This window comes from Streptomyces sp. Y309 (genome assembly GCF_056712025.1).
Genome location: NZ_CM160048.1, coordinates 6,687,692 through 6,705,013, shown reverse-complemented (window position 1 = coordinate 6,705,013; position 17,322 = coordinate 6,687,692). Strand labels below are relative to the sequence as shown.

Here is a 17,322-nt window from a genome sequence, read left to right as displayed (position 1 = left end):
GAGTCTAGGACGCGGCGGATCCGGGGCGGGGCGACCGCAGGAAGCGGACCGACGGGTGGTCCAGCGGGTCGGCGGGGTCCGCCGCCGGTGTCACCCGCGCCCGCACCCCGTACACGTCGGCGATCAGCTGTTCCGTGATGACCTCGGCGGGAGTGCCGTGCGCGTACGCCCTGCCCTCCTTCAGGACCAGGATCTCGTCGCAGAACATCGCGGCCAGGTTCAGGTCGTGCAGCGCGATCACCGTCGTCACGGGGAGCGAGGCGATCAGGTGCAGGAGGTCCAACTGGTGCTGGATGTCGAGGTGGTTGGTGGGTTCGTCCAGGAGGAGTTCGCGCGGGGCCTGGGCCAGGGCGCGCGCGATGTGGGCGCGCTGGCGCTCGCCGCCGGAGAGGGTGTGCCAGGACTGGTCCGCCCGGTCGGTCAGGGAGGTGCGGTCCAGGGCTTCCCGGACGGCGCGCTCGTCCGCGGCCGTGGTGGCCGACCACGGCCTGCGGTGCGGTACGCGGCCCAGCGCCACCACGTCCCGTACGGTCAACTCCACCTGTGTGGACGCGTGTTGGTCGACCACCGCCAGCCTGCGCGCCGTCTCTCTGCGGCCGAGCCGCGGCAGCGGGGTGCCGTCCAGGGTGACCACGCCCGACGCGGGCGCGAGGACGCCCGACAGGAGACGCAGCAGCGTGGACTTGCCGGAGCCGTTCGGGCCGAGGAGGCCGAGGGTGCTGCCCGGGCGCGGGGCGAGGGTGATGCCGTCGACGATGAGGCGGCCGCCCGCAGCGTAGGCGACGCGCCCCGCCGCGAGGCCCGTCGCGGCTGCGCTCTCTTCGTACGTCACGTCGTCTTCGTACGTCTCGTCGTACGTCACGTCGTCTTCCTCGTGCGATACAGCACCACCACGAACGCCGGTACGCCGATCAGCGACGTCACCACGCCCACCGGTACCTCCTGAGGGTCGAGGACCGTGCGGGCGAGGGTGTCCACCCAGATCAGGAAGACCGCGCCCGCGAGTGCCGTCACCGGGAGCAGGCGTGGATGGCCCGCGCCCACCACCGCCCGTGCCGCGTGCGGCAGTACGAGGCCCACGAAGCCGATCGCCCCGGCGCTGCTGACCAGGGTCGCCGTGAGGAGTGCCGTCGTACAGAGCAGGACCAGGCGCACCCGCGTCACCTGGACGCCGAGGGAGGCCGCCGCGTCCTGGCCGAACGCGAAGGCGTCCAGGGTGCGGGCGTGCAGCAGGCACACGGCGAGGGCGGCGAAGACGACCGCCGCGCACAGCCACACGTCCGTCCAGGCCGCTCCGCTCAGCGAGCCGAGGAGCCAGAACAGTACGCCGCGTGTCGTCTCCGCGTCCGCGGCCGTCAGGACGACGAAGGAGGTCAGGGCGGAGAAGAGCTGCATCGCGGCCACGCCGGACAGGATCACCCGGTCCGCCGTGTCGCCGAGGGTGTGGCTGAGGAGGAGGACGAGGGAGAAGGACAGGACGGCGCCGATGAACGCCCCCGCCGAGACGGTGAGGACTCCCCCGCCGACTCCGAGGACCACGACGGCCACCGCGCCCGTGGACGCCCCGGACGAGACGCCGAGCACGAACGGGTCCGCGAGCGGGTTGCGCAACAGCGACTGGAGCACCGTCCCGCACACCGCGAGGCCCGCGCCGCACACCGCCGCGAGGACCGTGCGCGGCATCCGCAGGTTCCACACGATGCCGTCGCGGATCGGCGTCAGCTCGGCCTCGCCCCAGCCGAGGTGCGCCGCCACGGCCGACCACACGTCGGGCACGGAGATGTCGGCGGGGCCGATGGTGATCGCGAAGGCGATGGACAGGAACAGCAGGGCCAGCCCTGCCAGGGCGAGGAGGGTTGCGCGCAGGCGTCCGCGCAGCCGTTTCCGGGCACCCTCCGGCCCGTCAGACCGTACGCCGCCGGGCTTGTCGTCCCGTACGCCGCCAGGCCCGTGATCCCGTACGCCGCCAGGCCCGTCGGGCCGCACGCCGCCAGGCCCGTCACCCCGTACGCCGCCGGGCACGGCCGCACCACTCACTTCGCCAGGCCGAACTCACGCAGCGCCGCCGCCACTTGTTCGATGCCGTCGACGGTCCGGATGCCCGGGTTGAGGGCCTGGCCGCTGAGCAACACGTACCGCTTCTTCTTCACGGCCGTGAGGTTCTTCGTGGCCGGGTTGGACTCCAGAAACCTGATCTTCTGGCGGGCGCTCTCGGCGGACTGGGACTTGCGGGTGAGGTCGCCGATGACCAGCACGTCGGGGTCGCGGTCGGCGATGGTCTCCCAGTTGATCTGGGGCCACTCCTCGCGGGTGTCGGCGAAGGCGTTCTTCACCCCGAGTTCGCGGGTGATGACGCCGGGCGCGCCGCAGCAGCCCGCGATGTACGGGGCCTCGGAGTTGGCGAACCAGTACATGACGGTCGTGCCGGAGGCGTCGGCGGACTTGATGGACCTGGCGGCCTTCGCGGTGCGGGACTTGAGGTCCGCGATCAGCTTCTCGCCGCGCTTCTCCACGTCGAAGACCCGCGCGAGGTCACGGATCTCGCCGTACACGGTGTCCATGGTGAGCGTCTTGGTGCGGGTGCCGTCGCCGTCACCGGCGTTGTCCTTGCCGGCGCAGTCGGTCGGCGAGACGTAGACGGGTACGCCGAGTTCGGTGAACTTGGCGCGGTCGGCGACGCCGCCCTTGCCGACCGTATAGAGGAACGACGCGCTGACGAAGTCCGGTTCCTTGGCGAGGACCTTCTCCAGGGACGGATAGCGGTCGGCGAGGCGCTCGACCTTGGCGTTGGCCTTCTTCAGGTTCGGGCGGACCGGGTCGGTCCAGGTGCCGGTGCCCGCCATGCGGTCGGCGAGACCGAGGGAGAGGAGGATCTCGGTGGAGCCCTGGTCGAGGGAGACGGCCCGCTGCGGCGGGGCCTGCACGCGGGTCTTCTCGCCGCAGGAGGTGAGCGTGACCGGATATCCGGCACGCGCCTTGTCCGCCGGTTCGGCGGCGGAACCGCCGCATGCGGTGAGCAGGACGAGCCCCGCGCCGATCAGTGCGGCGGAGCGGACACGAACGCGTCGCGTGGTCGAATGCACACGTCTTCCCGAGTCTCAGGGCTCATGCGCGGAGCCTGGTCTGCGAACTCCGCCGCCCGAGCGGGCGGCGGTGCCAGCAGGTCTTCGGACTCGGGTTCGTCCGGTCGGGGCCGCCTTCCCGGGGGTCCGTGGACTCCCAGTGGCCGCTGGCCCCGCCCGTCCCCCTCACCGCTGCGCGTCAGTTCCGGACTTCCACCGGATTCCCCGACCCTGGTACGGGTACGACTGGCGTGCGCAAGCTATCACCCCGGCGGGGCGTCACGGCTGGTCGGGGCGGGGCTCTCCGGGGTAGGTGCCGAAGGACCACAGGTTGCCCTCGGGGTCGGCGATCGTGAACTCCCGGCTGCCGTACGGCTGGTCCTCGATCTCGCGGACCACCTTGACGTCCGCGCCGGTGAGGCGGCGGTAGAGGTCGTCGACGCGGTCGGTGACGACGTACGCCCCGAACGTGCCCGGTTCCCGGCACCATTCCGCGGCCTTCGGGTCATGGCTGCCGAGCATGACCCCGCCGCCCTCGGGCCAGTCGAGCTGTGCGTGGGCGACGCGGTCGCCGTCCTCGTAGACGGCGGTGCGCAGGAAGCCGACCGTGTCGACGAGGAAGCCGATCAGGGCGGGGGCGTCGTGGGCCTGGAGGGTGGGCCAGACGTCGGGCGTGCGGCGATTGGTGGCGGTCTGAGTGCTCTGCATGGTCTGGGTGCTCTGTGGGGTTTCGTTGGTGTTCATGTGTCCCAGTCTTCGCCGTTGGCGTGGCCTCCGGCTTGGATATTCCGGCACTCCTCGGCCACCCAGGCGCTCGGGCTCGCGTCCGTGTACTGACGGAAGTCCCGTACCAGGTGGGAGTGGTCGTAGTAGCCGCAGTCGGCGGCGATCCCGGCGAGGTCGGGGCGCGTGTCCGCGACGACCGCGCGCACGACGGCGGCCTTCGCGTGCTGGAAGCGGATGAGGCGCGCGGCCTGCTTGGGGGTGACGCCGGTCTCGGCGCGGAAGAGCGCGGACAGCCGGCGCTCGCTGAGCGCGACGTGCGCGGACAGGCCGCGCAGGGTGCCCGCACCGCGGTGCCGGGCGAGCCAGGCCCAGGCCTCGCCGACCTCCGGGCGCACTGCCCCGGCGCGTTCGGCGTCGGCCGCGCGGCGGGTCAAGTAGGCGTTCAGGAAGGCGAATCGGTCGTGCCAGTCGTCCTGCTCGCAGAGGCGTTCGCGTACGTCGGCGGCGAGACGGCCGAGCACGTCGGTGCCGTCGGTGACGAGCTGCCCGGTGAGCTCGGCGGCGGGCAGGCCGAGGAGCGAGCGGGCCGCGAGGGGGTGCACGGCGAGCTGGATGCCCGCCTCGTGCTCGGGCTGGGCGACATACGCGGGGCTCTGGTGCAGGCCGCCGACGACGATGTCCGTGCGGACGGCGTCGGGTCCTGTCGCCTGGGCGGGGGTGCGGCCGGTGATGACGGGGCCGTCGAGCGAGAAGATCAGCGTGAGGAACGGGGACGGCAGGCCGCGGTGCAGGGCGGGGCGCTGGCCGCGCGTGCGGTAGCCGACGGCGGAGACGACCAGGCCGCCGGGCGGGGGCGCGGCGCGGACGAACTCGCGGTGGGGGGCGTCACCCATGACCCCATTGTGCGCGGGCGCGGGCGGGACTGTCGTCCGGTGCGGTGCGGTCCCGTGCGGCTACCCGCGTCGGGCGGTCCCATGCCCGCCACGCACGGTGACCTCGATCATGGGAAGCGGGAAGGTGGACCTATTAGCATGGCGCGCCGCTCCGGACGGGTCGGCGCAGCGCTTTCAGGGAACGGGAACCATGGCAATTCGGGCAAAGAGCAGGCTGGCGGTCGTCGGAGCGGCGGGGGCGCTCGCGGCGGCGGTGTTCGCGGGCGGCGCGCTGTGGCCGTCGGCCGACGCCGCCGACGCGAAGGGGTCCGGCGCCGCCGCCCGCGCCGCCGCGACCGGGCTCAAGCACTGGCCCAAGCCGGTGGCGGCGAAGCTCGGCAAGGTCATCGCGGAGAACCAGGGGAAGGGCGCGTACGCCGTCTTCGACGCGGACAACACGACGTACCGCCACGACCTGGAGGAGGCGCTGCTTCCGTTCCTGGAGATGAAGGGCGTCCTGACCAGGAAGTCGATGGACCCGTCCCTGAAGGTCATCCCGTTCAAGGACACGGCCACGCACAAGGAGAGCCTGTACAGCTACTACAACCGCCTCTGCGAGGTCGACGACCAGGTCTGCTACCCGTGGGCGGCGCAGATCTTCTCCGGCTTCACGCTGAAGCAGTTGAAGGGGTACGTGGACGACCTGCTCGCGTACGACAAGCCGATCCCGGCGACGTACTACGACGAGCACGGGAAGGTCACGAAGACCGAGGTCGAGCGGCCCGAGTTCTTCCCCGGCATGCGGGAGCTGTACAAGTCGCTGCGCGCGCACGGGATCGAGGTGTACGTCGTGAGCGCGGCGAGCGAGGACCTGGTGCGGATGGTGCTCGCCGACCCGAAGTACGGGTACGGGGTGAAGCCGCAGAACGTCATCGGCGTCGGCATGCAGCTCAAGGACCCGAGGACGGGCCAGGTCACCAGCTCCCGCAAGGAGATCGCCGAGGGCCGCTTCGGCCCGAAGGACCGCGCGAAGCTCGCGAAGTACGAGCTCACGCCGAACCTGTGGGCGCCGCTGACCTGGTACCAGGGCAAGCCCGCCGCGATCTCCACGTACATCGACGAGTGGAAGAAGCCCATTCTTGTGGCCGGGGACACGCTGGTGAGTGATGGGCCGATGCTGTTCCACTCCGCGGACGTACGGCACGGGGGCGTCCGCGTGTGGGTCAACCGCAAGGACAGCTACATGAGGCAGTTGGACAGCATGAAGCGGAAGAACGCGGCGCGGCAGCGGGAGTTGGGGCAGCCCGTGACGGCGGACAAGCGGTGGCTTACGGTGACGCCGGAGCAGATCGGTTAGGCCGGGCAGGACCTAGCCCGCCCTAGCCCGCGCGGAAGCGGTCGAAGGCCGCCGTCGTCGTCGCGCGGTCGGCTCCGTCGGCGAGCAGGGCGTACAGGAGTACGCGGGCCTTCGGCGCGTCCAGGTGGCCCGCGGAGATCAGGCCGCGGGCGAGCAGGTCGGACTCCGAGCCCGGGCCGTTGTAGGTCTCGCTGAGGAGCGGGCCCGCGCCGGTGCGCGACGCGAGGACGACGGGCATCCGCGCGGCCACGGCGGTCAGCGGTTCGACCAGCCACTTCGGTGCGTGGCCCGCGCCGAAGGCCGCCACGACCAGGCCGTCGAAGCGGTCGTCCACGGCGTCGAGGAGTTCGCCGCGGTCGCCCAGGGTGAGGGTGAGCAGGGCGACGCGGGCCGGGGCGCGCAGCCGCAGCGGCCGTTCCACGGTGGGCCGCGCGGGGCGGAGCAGGATGTGCGGGACGCCCTCCACGACCCGGCCCAGCGGGCCCGCGCCCGGCGAGGCGAAGGTGGTCACGGACGTCGTGTGCGCCTTGCGTACGTGGCGGGCGGCGTGGATCTCGTCGGCCAGGACCGTGAGGACGCCCAGGCCTCGGCAGTTCCTGTCCGCCGCCACCGCCAGCGCCGCGGACAGGTTCGCCGGGCCGTCCGCGCCCGGCTGGTCGGGGCGGCGCATCGCGCCTGTGACGACCACGGATTCGCGCGGCGCGCAGGCCACGTCCAGCAGGAACGCCGTCTCCTCCAGGGTGTCGGTGCCCTGTACCACGACCGCGCCGTGGCCGGCCGCGGTGGCCTCGTCGACCTTCTCGGCCAGGTCCCTCAGGTCGTCCAGCGTGAGGGAGGCGCCGGGGAGTTGGCGGACGTCGTTCAGCTCCACCTCCACTCCGGGCGGGATCGGGGCGGAGGCCAGGGTTTCGGCGCCGGTGAGGCGGGTGGTTCCGCCGCCCGCCTGGGCGGAGATGGTGCCGCCGAGGGTGAAGACACTGACGATTTTGGGCATGGGGTGGGCTCGATTCTGTTGGGGGTGCGGGTTGGGGCCCTGCGGGGCTCTCCCCAATCCCGCCCCTTCCCGAAACCGGGGGCTCCGCCCCCGGACCCCCGATCGGCCTGAACGGCCTCGTCCTCAAACGCCGGACGGGCTGGGTGGGTTGGGCTCCGCAGGGAGGATTCCTGCCGCTATCGCCCCGCGCAGGGACTCGTGGTCCTGAGTGGTCTGGGTCGCGTATCTGACGGCGAAGTCCGCGATCGCCCGGTCGAAGGTGTCGGCTCCGCCGAGGTACGCGGCGATGGCGATGCGGTCGCCGGAGCGGGCGTGGGCGCGGGCCAGGGCGGTGCCGCAGAGGCGGGCGTAGGCGTGGAGTCCGGCGAGGTCCACGGTGGTGAGGTCGAGGGAGCCCTTCATGTCGCGGAGCTGACGCCAGTAGTAGGCGCGGCCCTGGGGGCCCGTCATCCAGCCGAGGAAGATGTCGCCCGCGGCCTGGAGCAGCCGCTGGCCCGCGACGACGCGGTGGCCGGGGTGGACGTGCGGCCCGGACGGGAGGTGTTCCTCCAGGACGGAGTGCACCGCTTCCTTGATCTGGAGGAAGAGGGGGTCCCCGGAGTCGCGGCCGGCGAGCAGGACGATGAAGCAGCGGGTGCCCACGCTGCCGACGCCGACGACCTTGCGGGCCGCGTCGACGAAGCGGTACCGGTCCAGGAGGAGGCGGCGTTCCTCGGCGAGGGTCGAGCGGTAGTCGCCGAATATCTTGCGCAGGGCGGCCATGTCGGGCGACCCCACGGGGTCGAGGAGCGGCGGGTCGTGGATGATGCGGCGCCGTCCGTCCACGAGTTCCGTGAGCTTGCCGAGGGCCTGCAGGCTGGTGCGGCGGCGAGCCCGGTCCAGGCGGGCCTCGGCGCGTTTGCGGTGGCGGGCCGAGTCGATGAGCGGCAGCAGGTCGTCGGTGTCCATGCGCTCGTACCAGACGTCGAGTTCGCCCTTGCGGGCCAGGCGCCGCATGCCCTTGCGGTACGCGGCGGTGGCGGCGAGCGCCGCGGCGTGTGCCCTGTCCTCGCGGTGCCCGTGCTCCCCCGCGGCCACGGCGACGCTGGCGGCGAGCCGTTTGACGTCCCACTCGAAGGGGCCCGGGTACGTCTCGTCGAAGTCGTTGAGGTCGAAGAGGAGGCTGCGTTCCGGGGAGGCGAACACGCCGAAGTTCAACAGGTGGGCGTCGCCGCAGAGTTGGACGGTGAGGCCAGTGTGGCGCTGGGTGGCGAGGTCGCCCGCCATGACGGCGGCCGCGCCGCGCAGAAAGGCGAACGGCGAGGCGGACATCCGGCCGTACCGGATCGGCAGCAGCTCCTGGACGCGGTCGGCGGCCTGCCGCTCCAGGACGGTCACCGGGTCGGCGCGGTCGGCCGACGGGATCCAGACCCCGTGCGAGGAGCGGGAGGCACGCTTGCGGGCCGCCTTGCCGCGTTCCGCGCGCTCGGCCGGCGTGGTCATCGGCGAACCCCTCTCGGACGGCGGCGGACGGACGGCGTACGGACGGCGGCAGGCGGCAGCGGGCGGGCCGGACGGCACCGGGCGGATCGGGCCCGCCCGGGAGCGGGGCCCGCGCCCCGCGCCCGCGCCGGCCGCCACGGCCTCCTCTGAGAAGCAGCCAAAGCGGCGACGGGGTGCGGCGCATGCCAGGTACGCCGAACGGGTGAACAGGCGACGCCCAAGGGCGTGGCGTCACGCCGAGTCCCGGCCGAGTCCGGGGAGGGCCCGGCCGCGTCCGGGAAGGGCTGCCACCCACTCCGCCACCCCTCGCGCCAGCGCCCCGCCCGCACGGGTCCAGGCGAAGTGGTCGAGGCGGCCTCCCGCCTCCTGTTCCGTGTAGGGGCGGCGGGTGACGTGGGCGCGCGGGGCCTTGGACACGAGGTGGGTCACGGCGGACGCGGGGGCGTACGTGTCGTTCTCCACGGAGACCGCGAGTACGGGGACGGCCAGCGCGCGCAGGGCGGACTCGTAGTCGAGGGTGGAGCCCGCGGGGCGGTAGCGGCCGGTGCGGCCCTGGCGCGCCCAGTCCCGCACGGGGCGGTAGCGGCCGGTGCGGCCCTGGCGCGCCCAGTCCCGCATGACGCCCTTGGACTGGTCGCCGCCGAAGCCGAAGCGGGTGCCGGGCCAGCGGCCGAGCAGCGTCGCGGCCGCCGCGATGAGGGTCGTCCCGGCCAGCAGGCCGGGGGCACGCAGCGCCCCGTACGCCCGGTACCAGACGGAGCCCGCGGCGACGAGCACGACGCCGTCGACGGCGGGCCCCGGCTCGGCCGCCGCGTACAGCAGGCCCAGCTGGCCGCCGAGGCTGTGGCCGAGCAGGAACAGCGGCGGCCCGGAGCCGAACTCGGCCCGCACGGCGTCGAGCACCGCCACGAAGTCCTGCTCCAGGAGCGTACGGAAGCCGTGGTCCCGCGCGGCCCGGTCCGCCGCACGGGGAGTGCTCTCGCCCTGACCGCGCAGGTCCGCGGTGACGACGCTCAGTCCGGCGGCGTGCAGCTCCCGGGCGAAGTGGCGGTAGAAACGGGCCGGGGTGCCCATGGCGGGCAGGACGAGAACGACGGGCGCGGCGGGCTCCGCCGAGGCGGCGGGCCGGGCACCGGAGGCGGGCTCGGAGGTCGATGCGGGCCCGGCGGAAGCAGCCCCGGCCGACGGCCGCCCGGCAGAAGCAGTCGCGGTCGCGGTCGTCGCTTGCGCGGCGCGCAGCCCCCGCACCGGGATGCGGGTGCCGTCCGCCGTCTCCACCGTGGTGAGGAGCGGCAGCTCCCCCTCGGGCCGCTCGGGTCGCGCCGCGGCGGCCATGGCATGTTCCGGCTGATTCATGGGCGCCAGCATGTCCCATGGCCCCGGCCCTTGCGTAGGGCCGGGGCCCGCCTCAGCGGCTGTAGCGCATCAGCGCCCGCACCATGTGGCACGTGGTGTCCGACGGCGGGTGGATGCCCACCGTCTCGGCCATGGCCCGGATTCGGACGTTGCTCGCCTGGTTGGGGACGAGGACGCCCGAGTCGAGCAGGGCGATCGCCAGGCGCATGGCCTTGAGGCGGCGGTTGTGCGTGACGTACCAGTCGCGGGGGCGGCCGGGGGGCAGGGGGCGCTTCTCCAGCGGGACATACGGCACCTCGCAGAGCGCGGGCCGGTCGGGGCGCGGCTTGCGCGACGAGCGCGCGGAGCGCGGGGCGGGAGACGTGCGGGAGCGGGTGACGGCGGACTTCGACGGCAGTGCGGCAGCGGGCACAGGCATCCTCCTGTCGCGGTTCAGGAACCCTCGCGGGCACCTTCGAACATTGCTTCCATTCTACGTCCCGGCACTGACAACGGCCGCTCTCACAACCGTCAATCCTCCCTGGCCAGAAGGGGTTTGAGGAGGGATCCAGGGGTGGGCGCGAGGGTACGCGGACCGGTGGTGCGGGTGGGGCGCGGGTAGCTTGTGCGGCATGGAGATCTGGATCAATCCCGCCTGTTCGAAGTGCCGCGGCGCCCTCGCCCTGCTCGACGCGGAGGGCGCCACGTACACCGTGCGCCGCTACCTGGAGGACGTACCGACCGCCGACGAGATCCGCGCCGTGCTCGACCGCCTCGGCCTGGAGCCCTGGGACATCACGCGCACCCAGGAAGCCGACGCCAAGGAGCTCGGCCTGAAGGACCGCGAGCGCTGGCCGCGCGACGCGTCCGGCCGCCAGGCCTAGATCGAGGCACTCGCCGCCCACCCGAAGCTCATCCAGCGACCCATCATCACGGCGGCCGACGGCACGGCGGTGGTGGCGCGCTCCGAGGAGGCGGTACGGGACGCGCTCTCCCGGTAGCGGCATCTCGCGGTAGCGGTCGCCCGCCAACCGATCGACGACAGCAGGCAAAACGTTACAAACCGGCCCATAGGGTTGAGCGCTCCATCTGCCAAAGGCAGGACCCCGGGGAACGACACCGGAGGAAGGAGCGCACCGTGCGGAACTGGCTGTCCGGAGGCGTATACGGCACCGTCCTCGCGAGCGCGCTGCTCGCGGCCCTGCAGTCCGAGAGCGAGCCGTTCACGCCGTACTACGACGCGGCCTGGGTCATGGTCACCGCGGGCACGGCCGCGCTCGCCCACGGCTACGCCCACCACATGGGCACCCACCGGCCGGGCAGCGGAATGCACCGCTGGCGTCAGCTCGCGTGGACGCTGGCCGACGAGTGGCCCGTGGTGATCGCCTGCTGGCCGACCGTCGCCCTCCTGGTGCTCGCCGGGATCATGGGCTGGCCCGAGAAGAACGTCACGTACGCGGGACTGGCGCTGAACGCGGCGCTGCTCTTCGCCTGGGGCACCTTCGGTGCGCTCCGCGTGGGCTACCGCAGGCGCTCGGCCGCGCTCATCGGCGTCGCGGACGCGGCGATCGGGCTGCTGATCGCGGCCGCCAACGCCGTCATCAAGTAGCCGCAGCAAGTCGTATGACGTGACACGGGCCACTAACGCCCCAGGTAACACGGGGTTCACAAACGGGCAACGGACGGGAAATCGCGTGTTGGCAGTCTGCGGAGCATCACCACGGACCGCAGCACCCGCACGTCTGCGCCGTACCAAGTGTCAAAGGATGAGGCCCGTGACCTTCAAGGCTGAGTACATCTGGATCGACGGCACCGAGCCGACGGCCAAGCTCCGTTCGAAGACGAAGATACTGGCCGACTCCCAGCGCGCCGCCGCGGTCGCGGACCTGCCGATCTGGGGCTTCGACGGCTCGTCGACGAACCAGGCCGAGGGCCACGCCTCCGACCGCGTGCTCAAGCCCGTCGCCAGCTACCCGGACCCGATCCGCGGCGGCGACGACATCCTCGTCATGTGCGAGGTCCTCGACATCGACATGACGCCGCACGCGTCCAACACCCGTGCCGCGCTCGCCGAGGTCGCCGAGCGGTACGCCGCCCAGGAGTCGATCTTCGGCATCGAGCAGGAGTACACCTTCTTCAAGGGCGCGCGCCCGCTCGGCTTCCCCGAGGGCGGCTTCCCGGCGGCGCAGGGCGGCTACTACTGCGGCGTCGGCGCGGACGAGATCTTCGGCCGCGACGTCGTCGAGGCGCACCTCGACAACTGCCTCAAGGCGGGCCTCGGCATCTCCGGCATCAACGCCGAAGTGATGCCCGGCCAGTGGGAGTTCCAGGTCGGCCCGCTCGCCCCGCTGGAGGTCTCCGACCAGCTGTGGGTGGCCCGCTGGCTGCTCTACCGCACCGCCGAGGACTTCGGCGTCTCCGCGACGCTCGACCCGAAGCCGGTGAAGGGCGACTGGAACGGCGCGGGCGCGCACACCAACTTCTCGACGAAGGCGATGCGCGAGGGGTACGACGCGATCATCACCGCGTGCGAGTCGCTCGGCGAGGGCTCCAAGCCGATGGACCACGTCAAGAACTACGGCGCGGGCATCGACGACCGCCTCACCGGCCTGCACGAGACCGCCCCGTGGAACGAGTACAGCTACGGCGTCTCCGACCGCGGCGCCTCTGTGCGCATCCCGTGGCAGGTCGAGAAGGACGGCAAGGGCTACATCGAGGACCGCCGCCCGAACGCCAACGTCGACCCGTACGTCGTGACGCGGCTGCTCGTCGACACCTGCTGCGCGGCGCTGGAGAAGGCCGGCCAGGTCTGACCCGTTCCGTACGTTCCGTCGGAATCCGTCCGGGGCGCCCGCCGATGTGGTGGGCGCCCCGGACGCGTTGCCCCACGCCCCTTACGGGAAGGGCCACTTCACGCCATGCGTGCGCCAAGGCTTCGTATCAACGTGCGAGAGGGATCCGCCGGAGCCGCGCCCATCTGCTTCAATGGGGCCATGGGCAGCTTCCGGAACACCGCGACGGGTCACCGTGACCTCGAGCTTTTCTGGGACCTCGAATCTTTCCGGGACCTCGAGCCCTTCTGGCCCTCCCGGCAGCACCACGACTTCGACCGGGTGTGTTGCCGCGCGCTGACCGCGCGGGCCCTCTGAAGCCGTTACCCCGGCTTCCTGCCTGACGCGCACGACGTACGTCCTCGACGACTCCTTCGCGCGAAAGAGCTGACGCATCTCATGGCGAACTCCCGTTCCTTCTCCGCCGCATCCGTCCCCACCGCCGCCCGTCCCGCCGCGCCCTCGGCGCGGGGGCGGCTGCGGGCCGTGTCCCCCGACGAAGTGGTGCGGGGCTCCGGCCTCGCCGACTTCTCGGGCTTCCTGCCGCCCGGCGCGACCCTGCTGCCGGCGCCACAGCACACCCTGCCCACGCTGCCCGGGCAGCCTCCGATGATCGGCTATCTGGTCCTCCTGCCCGCCGAGGAACCCCTCGCCGGTGAGCCCTTCAGCGGTGAGACCCTCGCCGGTGAGCCGACGCTCCGGGCGGACGGCCACGGGCCCGTGCGCATCGACACCGCGCGGCGCTCCGCGCACGTCGACGGGCGGCCCCTGGACCTCACGTACCTGGAGTTCGAACTCCTCGCCCACCTCGTCGCGCACCCGCACCGGGTGCACACCCGCGATCAGCTCGTGACGACGGTGTGGGGGTACGGACACGTGGGCGACGGGCGGACCGTCGACGTCCACATCGCCCGGCTCCGGCGCAAGCTGGGGGCCGAGCACCGGCAGGCGATCCAGACGGTGCGGCGGGTCGGGTACAAGTACGCGCCGCCGAGCGGTTCTCCTGCGAGCTAAATCCCATTCCCCCGCAGGTGGTGGCCGGGGCAGAGTCGGTCCCATGAAACTTCTGATGCTGGGTGGTACGGAGTTCGTGGGGCGGGCCGTCACCGAGGACGCGCTCGCGCGCGGCTGGGACGTGACGGTCTTCCACCGGGGGCGGCACGCGGCGCCGGACGGGGCCCGGGCCGTCCACGGGGACCGTACGACGGCCGAGGGGCTCGCGGCGCTCGCCGACGCGGGCGGTGCGTACGACGCCGTCGTGGACACCTGGTCCGGGGCGCCGCGTGCCGTCCGGGACGCGGCGCGGCTGCTCGCCGGGCGGGCCGGGCGGTACGCGTACGTCTCCAGCGGGTCGGTGTACCGCTACCCCGGGGCGGCCGGGTCGGACGAGTCCTACCCCGTGGTGGCGGGGGATCCGGACGCGGAGGCCGTCGCGTACGCGGAGGACAAGCGCGGCGGGGAACTGGCCGCGGAGGCCGCCTTCGAGGCCGGGCGGACGCTGCTCGTGCGGGCCGGGCTGATCCTCGGTCCGTACGAGAACATCGGGCGGCTGCCGTGGTGGCTGAACCGGGTCGCCCGGGGCGGGCCGGTGCTCGCGCCCGGACCGCGGGACGCCGCCGTCCAGTACGTGGACGTGCGCGACCTCGCCACCTGGACGCTGGACGCGGTGGCGGCCGGGCTCTCCGGGCCGTACAACCTCGTCTGCCCCAAGGGGCACGTGACGATGGGCGAGTTGCTCGACGCGTGTGTTTCCGTGGCGGGGGCGCCCGGGGTTGAGCTGGTGTGGACGGAGCCCGAGGTGATCGCTAAGGCGGGGGTCGAGCCGTGGAGCGAGCTGCCGGTGTGGCTGCCGCCGGGGGAGCTGTACGACACGATGCACGACACCAGCTCGGAGAAGGCCCTGCGGGCGGGGCTGCGGTGCCGTTCCGTCGGGACGACGGTCGCTGACACATTCCACTGGCTCCGGAGCCTTGGCGGGGTGGCCCCCCAGCGTCCCGACCGGCCCGTCGTGGGGCTCGACCCCGCGCGGGAGGCGGCCGTCCTGGGGCTGTAGCCACCGGCCCCGTGGTGAGCGCCGAACCAGGCACACCGTCGGCCGGGGCTGTGCCCACCCGTGCCGCCCCTGGCGGCCCAGCTGCCCACAGGGGTAGCGGCACACATCACCCGCACCCGCCAACGGTGGACGCCCCCCGCGGGAGACGCCCACCCCACGGCCAACTGGAAACGGGCGGGTGGGTGGGAGACATCCGCCGCGGAGCGGCGGTGGCACCATCGAAGCCGCACCCGCCAACGGTGGGCAACCCCCACGAGAGACGCCCACCCCACGGCCGACTGGAAACGGGCGGGCGGGTGGGAGACATCCGCCGCGGAGCGGCGGGACAGGATCGGCCCCCACCGCCCCGCACACGGGGAAACCCCACCCACCCCCGGAGGGGCGAGTGGGGCACCCCGGCGCCCGGCCGGGTCAGACGTGTTCCCGGACGGGGAAGGACGTCGGCGCCACCGGCGCCGGTACGTCGTGGGAGACACGCGGCAGCCACCGCAGGCACCGCGGAGTGTGCCAGTTCCGCTCACCGAGCAGACTCATCACGGAGGGCAGCAGCACCATACGGACGACGGTCGCGTCGAGCAGGACGGCCACTCCGAGGCCAACCCCCATCTGCTGCATGTCCTGCATGGACAGCGTGCCGAAGACGGCGAACACGGCCACCATGATCACCGCGGCCCCGGTCACCGCACCCGCGGTCCGCGTGATGCCCTCCCGGATGGCTTCGCGGTTGCCCAGCCCCTGGTCCCGCGCCTCCCGGATCCGGGACACCACGAACACGTGGTAGTCCATCGACAGCCCGAAGAGGACCACGAGGACGAACAGCGGCATCCAGTTCTCGATGGCGCCGACCTTCTCCGAGCCGATCAGCGAGGCACCCCAGCCGTGCTGGAAGACGGCGGTCATCACGCCGTACGCGGCGCCCACGGACAGCAGGTTGAGCGCGATGGAGGTCACGGCGATCACCACGGACCGGAAGCTGAACAGCATCAGCAGGAACGTGACGGCCGCGATGAAGGCGAACACCGGCACGATGCCCTTGCCGAGCTGGTCGGTGAAGTCCTCGGACTCGGCCAGGTCCCCGCCGACGTACGCGTCGACGGCGCCCCCGCCCCGTACGTCCCGTACATCGTCACGCAGCGAAGCCAGCGCCTTCTTCGCGTCCGCGCCGGTCCCGCTCCCGGGCAGCGGCACCGCGATCTGCGCGACGTTCTGCCGCTCGTGGACGGTGAGTTCGGCGTCCTTGCTGGCCTTCTCGGTAAGCGCCCGCAGGGCCGCACGCGCCGGCGCGGAGTCGATGTCGTCCGCCTTGGCCACGACGAGCGCGGGCGCGGGACCGCCCGGGAACTCACCGGTGATCTCGCGGAAGGAGACCGAGAGCGGCGCGTCGGAGCCGAACTGCTTCTCCAGGCCGAGCTGTTCGGTCTTCATGCCGAGCGCGGGCGCGGCCAGGGCGAGCAGCAGCGCGGTCGCGGCGACCGCGAAGAACGCGGGCTTGGCGAGGACGGGCTTGAGCAGCGAACCGGCGACGGAACCGCTGGCGTGGGCGCCCTTCTTGGAGCGGCGGTTGAGGAAGGGGATGCGCCCGGCGTCGATGCGGTCGCCGAGCCAGGCGAGCAGCGCGGGAAGCACCGTCACGGAGCCGAGCATCGCCACGCACACCACCATGATCGTGGCGACGGCGAAGCCCTTGAAGAGGAGCAGGCCGGACAGGAACATGCCGGCCATGGCCACCATCACCGTCAGCCCGGACACCAGCACCGCGCGCCCGCTGGTGGCGGCGGCGATCCGCAGCGCCGTCTCGGCGTCGTGCCCGGCGGCCCGCTCGTCGCGCTCGCGCCGCAGGTAGAACAGGCAGTAGTCGACGCCGACGGCGAGGCCCATCAGGAACATCACCGAGTACGTGGTCTCGAACAGGTGCAGCGAGTGGCTGGCGAGCGAGAGCAGGCCGAAGGCGGCCACGCACGCGGTCAGCGCGAGCCCGACGGGCAGCAGCGCGGCGACGACGGCCCCGAAGGCGACGAGCAGGATGCCGAGGGCGAGGGGCACGGCCGTGAACTCGGCCTTCTTCAGGTCGTCGGCGAGCAGGTCGTTCAGCTGCTTCTCGGAGCTGGCGTCGCCGAACTGGTGGACGGTGATGCCGCGTTCCGCGCCCGTATCCTTGGCCTTCGCGACGGCGTCGAGCACCGGCTGCACCTGGTCCGCGGCGTCGTCGGACTTGCCCTTCATGTCGAAGCGCAGGAGTGCGTCCTTGCCGTCCTTCGAGGCCAGCGGCGGCTGGATCTTGTCGACCTTCCCGGTCGCGCCGAGCGCCCGGGACAGGTCGGCCGCCGCCTCCCGCCAGCCGTCGGCCGACTTCGCGCTCACCATGACGAGCTCGCTCGCGGGCTCGTCGATGCCGGCGTCGTCGAGGATCTTCGAGGCCCTGGCCGAGTCGCCGGTGCCCATCTCGTCGTCGGTCGCCGTGACCGTACCGGTGGCGCCGCCGATGACCGTGGCGAGGACCACGAACACCAGCCAGCCGAGAATCGCCGTCTTGCGGTGGTGCGCGCTCCACACCCCGAGTCGTGCCGCGAGGTTCTGCCTCTTGGCGCTCATGTCCTTCGCCCCCAGTTG

General features: G+C 72.7%; 15 protein-coding genes, 1 pseudogene and 1 riboswitch. Of the genes and pseudogenes, 6 read left to right on the top strand and 10 right to left on the bottom strand.

Translation table 11 applies throughout. The features are described 5' to 3' along the window. Nucleotides 1–4: 4 nt before the first annotated feature. The 5 genes from AC0KTA_RS27710 to AC0KTA_RS27690 all read right to left on the bottom strand — a co-directional run bounded on the left by AC0KTA_RS27710 (nucleotide 5) and on the right by AC0KTA_RS27690 (nucleotide 4,681). Complete coding sequence (locus AC0KTA_RS27710; RefSeq protein ID WP_481050933.1) at nucleotides 5–862, bottom strand: ABC transporter ATP-binding protein; 858 nt, start codon at nucleotides 860–862, stop codon at nucleotides 5–7. Further along, nucleotides 859–1,878 (bottom strand): FecCD family ABC transporter permease, encoded by a 1,020-nt coding sequence (locus AC0KTA_RS27705; protein ID WP_481056584.1) that lies wholly within the window; start codon nucleotides 1,876–1,878, stop codon nucleotides 859–861. The genes AC0KTA_RS27710 and AC0KTA_RS27705 overlap by 4 nt, the downstream gene beginning before the upstream one ends. Nucleotides 1,879–2,033: 155 nt before the next feature. Further along, a complete protein-coding gene (locus AC0KTA_RS27700; protein WP_481050932.1) occupies nucleotides 2,034–3,083 on the bottom strand; it encodes an ABC transporter substrate-binding protein in 1,050 nt (349 codons plus the stop codon). Between the two features lie 58 nt (nucleotides 3,084–3,141). Continuing rightward, nucleotides 3,142–3,328, bottom strand: a riboswitch (cobalamin riboswitch). 13 nt (nucleotides 3,329–3,341) lie between these two features. Next, nucleotides 3,342–3,806, bottom strand: coding sequence for a VOC family protein (locus AC0KTA_RS27695; RefSeq protein WP_481050931.1), 465 nt, complete (start codon nucleotides 3,804–3,806; stop codon nucleotides 3,342–3,344). Next, on the bottom strand, nucleotides 3,803–4,681 hold the full coding sequence (locus AC0KTA_RS27690; protein WP_481050930.1) for an AraC family transcriptional regulator: 879 nt from the start codon (nucleotides 4,679–4,681) through the stop codon (nucleotides 3,803–3,805). Before AC0KTA_RS27690 ends, AC0KTA_RS27695 begins: the two co-directional genes overlap by 4 nt. A 190-nt stretch (nucleotides 4,682–4,871) precedes the next feature. Between AC0KTA_RS27690 and AC0KTA_RS27685 the strand changes: the two genes are divergently transcribed. Further along, nucleotides 4,872–6,017, top strand: coding sequence for an HAD family hydrolase (locus AC0KTA_RS27685; protein ID WP_481050929.1), 1,146 nt, complete (start codon nucleotides 4,872–4,874; stop codon nucleotides 6,015–6,017). A gap of 22 nt (nucleotides 6,018–6,039) precedes the next feature. On the opposite strand, the gene AC0KTA_RS27680 is transcribed toward AC0KTA_RS27685, so the two are convergent. The 4 genes from AC0KTA_RS27680 to AC0KTA_RS27665 form a co-directional block, all read right to left on the bottom strand. Next, nucleotides 6,040–7,011 (bottom strand): asparaginase, encoded by a 972-nt coding sequence (locus AC0KTA_RS27680; protein ID WP_481050928.1) that lies wholly within the window; start codon nucleotides 7,009–7,011, stop codon nucleotides 6,040–6,042. 123 nt (nucleotides 7,012–7,134) lie between these two features. Beyond that, complete coding sequence (locus tag AC0KTA_RS27675) at nucleotides 7,135–8,493, bottom strand: DUF2252 domain-containing protein (protein WP_481050927.1); 1,359 nt, start codon at nucleotides 8,491–8,493, stop codon at nucleotides 7,135–7,137. Nucleotides 8,494–8,724: 231 nt separating this feature from the next. Continuing rightward, complete coding sequence (locus AC0KTA_RS27670; protein ID WP_481050926.1) at nucleotides 8,725–9,849, bottom strand: alpha/beta hydrolase family protein; 1,125 nt, start codon at nucleotides 9,847–9,849, stop codon at nucleotides 8,725–8,727. Nucleotides 9,850–9,901: 52 nt separating this feature from the next. Next, nucleotides 9,902–10,261 carry a hypothetical protein gene (locus AC0KTA_RS27665; protein ID WP_481050925.1) on the bottom strand — a complete coding sequence of 120 codons (360 nt, stop codon included), beginning with the start codon at nucleotides 10,259–10,261 and terminating at the stop codon, nucleotides 9,902–9,904. Nucleotides 10,262–10,460: 199 nt separating this feature from the next. Here AC0KTA_RS27665 and AC0KTA_RS27660 point away from each other — a divergent pair. From AC0KTA_RS27660 to AC0KTA_RS27640, 5 genes and pseudogenes are all read left to right on the top strand, one after another. After that, a pseudogene (locus AC0KTA_RS27660) lies at nucleotides 10,461–10,829 on the top strand (arsenate reductase family protein). A 137-nt stretch (nucleotides 10,830–10,966) separates the two neighbouring features. Further along, complete coding sequence (locus tag AC0KTA_RS27655) at nucleotides 10,967–11,437, top strand: hypothetical protein (RefSeq protein WP_481050924.1); 471 nt, start codon at nucleotides 10,967–10,969, stop codon at nucleotides 11,435–11,437. A 166-nt stretch (nucleotides 11,438–11,603) separates the two neighbouring features. Continuing rightward, nucleotides 11,604–12,641, top strand: a complete 1,038-nt coding sequence (gene glnII / locus AC0KTA_RS27650; protein ID WP_481050923.1) for a glutamine synthetase — start codon at nucleotides 11,604–11,606, stop codon at nucleotides 12,639–12,641. A 417-nt stretch (nucleotides 12,642–13,058) separates the two neighbouring features. Beyond that, nucleotides 13,059–13,673 carry a winged helix-turn-helix domain-containing protein gene (locus AC0KTA_RS27645; protein WP_481050922.1) on the top strand — a complete coding sequence of 205 codons (615 nt, stop codon included), beginning with the start codon at nucleotides 13,059–13,061 and terminating at the stop codon, nucleotides 13,671–13,673. 43 nt (nucleotides 13,674–13,716) lie between these two features. Further along, entirely contained in the window at nucleotides 13,717–14,712 is a 996-nt protein-coding gene (locus tag AC0KTA_RS27640; RefSeq protein ID WP_481050921.1) for an NAD-dependent epimerase/dehydratase family protein, read from the top strand. 411 nt (nucleotides 14,713–15,123) lie between these two features. Here AC0KTA_RS27640 and AC0KTA_RS27635 read toward each other — a convergent pair whose 3' ends face one another. Next, nucleotides 15,124–17,304 carry an MMPL family transporter gene (locus AC0KTA_RS27635; protein WP_481050920.1) on the bottom strand — a complete coding sequence of 727 codons (2,181 nt, stop codon included), beginning with the start codon at nucleotides 17,302–17,304 and terminating at the stop codon, nucleotides 15,124–15,126. Between the last annotated feature and the right edge of the window lie 18 nt (nucleotides 17,305–17,322).